Source organism: Brevundimonas sp. Root1423, from assembly GCF_001426805.1.
The window spans coordinates 1-982 of record NZ_LMFL01000079.1; the positions used below are offsets into that span (position 1 = coordinate 1).

The 982-nt window shown below is 68.7% G+C and carries 1 protein-coding gene; it reads right to left on the reverse strand.

The features are described from left to right. Positions 1 to 812, reverse strand: an 812-nt coding sequence (gene truB / locus ASD25_RS28265) for a tRNA pseudouridine(55) synthase TruB (protein ID WP_056621543.1), incomplete at its 3' end; no start/stop codon positions are given. Positions 813 to 982 lie beyond the last annotated feature (170 nt).

The following is a 982-nucleotide window of genomic DNA, read 5'->3' on the forward strand; positions in this document are numbered from 1 at the left end:
AGCGTTTCGACCTGTCGGGGGAGCAGAACGATCGGTCGTCCCTGACGAAGCGAGAAGGCGTCYTGRTCCGTCACGGCCAGCTCCGGGATGTCGTCCAGGGCGGTCGCRACGGGAAGCAAGCCTTCCGAGGCGGCGTCCCTATGCACCAGATCGGTCAGGAAATCCAGYGWKACGGCGTTTTCCGTCGAGAACGGCCCGACCCGCTCGCGGCGCAGGGCCGAAACATGCCCCTCGGCGCCCAGCATGAYCGCCAGATCGCGGGCCAGCGACCGSACATAGACGCCCTTGCCCGTSCGYATGGTGATCTCGACATGGTCGGCGTCCGGCGCGTCGGTGACCGCCGCCTCATGGATGGTCACACGGCGACTGGCCAGTTCGAAATCGGCGCCCTCGCGGGCCAGGTCATAGGCGCGCTGGCCGTCCACCTTGATGGCCGAGAACTGCGGCGGCACCTGATCGATCTCGCCGACGAAGGCCGGCAGCGCCGCCCGCACGGCTTCCACGTCCGGCCGCACGTCCGACCGGGCGGTGATCTCGCCCTCGCGGTCGAGGCTGTCGGTGGTGACGCCCCAGTTGACGGTGAAACGATAGACCTTCTGCGCATCCATCATGAACGGCACGGTCTTTGTGGCCTCGCCCAGGGCGATGGGCAGGATGCCGCTGGCCAGCGGATCCAGCGTCCCGGCGTGGCCCGCCTTCTGGGCGTCGAACAGGCGGCGGACCTTCGACACGGCGTCGGTGGATCCCATGCCGTACGGCTTGTCGAGGCAGACCCAGCCGTTGACGATCTCGCCCCGTTTCCGGCGACCCATCAGGCCGGGCCGTCCTCTTCCGCGTCGTCATCCTCGAACGGCGACACATAGACGTCGGCGCGCACCCGGGGATCGTCCAGCAGCCGGTTCAGGCGCTCGGCGGCCGCGAAGCTCTCGTCGTGGCGGAAGCGCAGGTCGGGGGTGAAGCGCATGTCGATATGCCGCCCCAG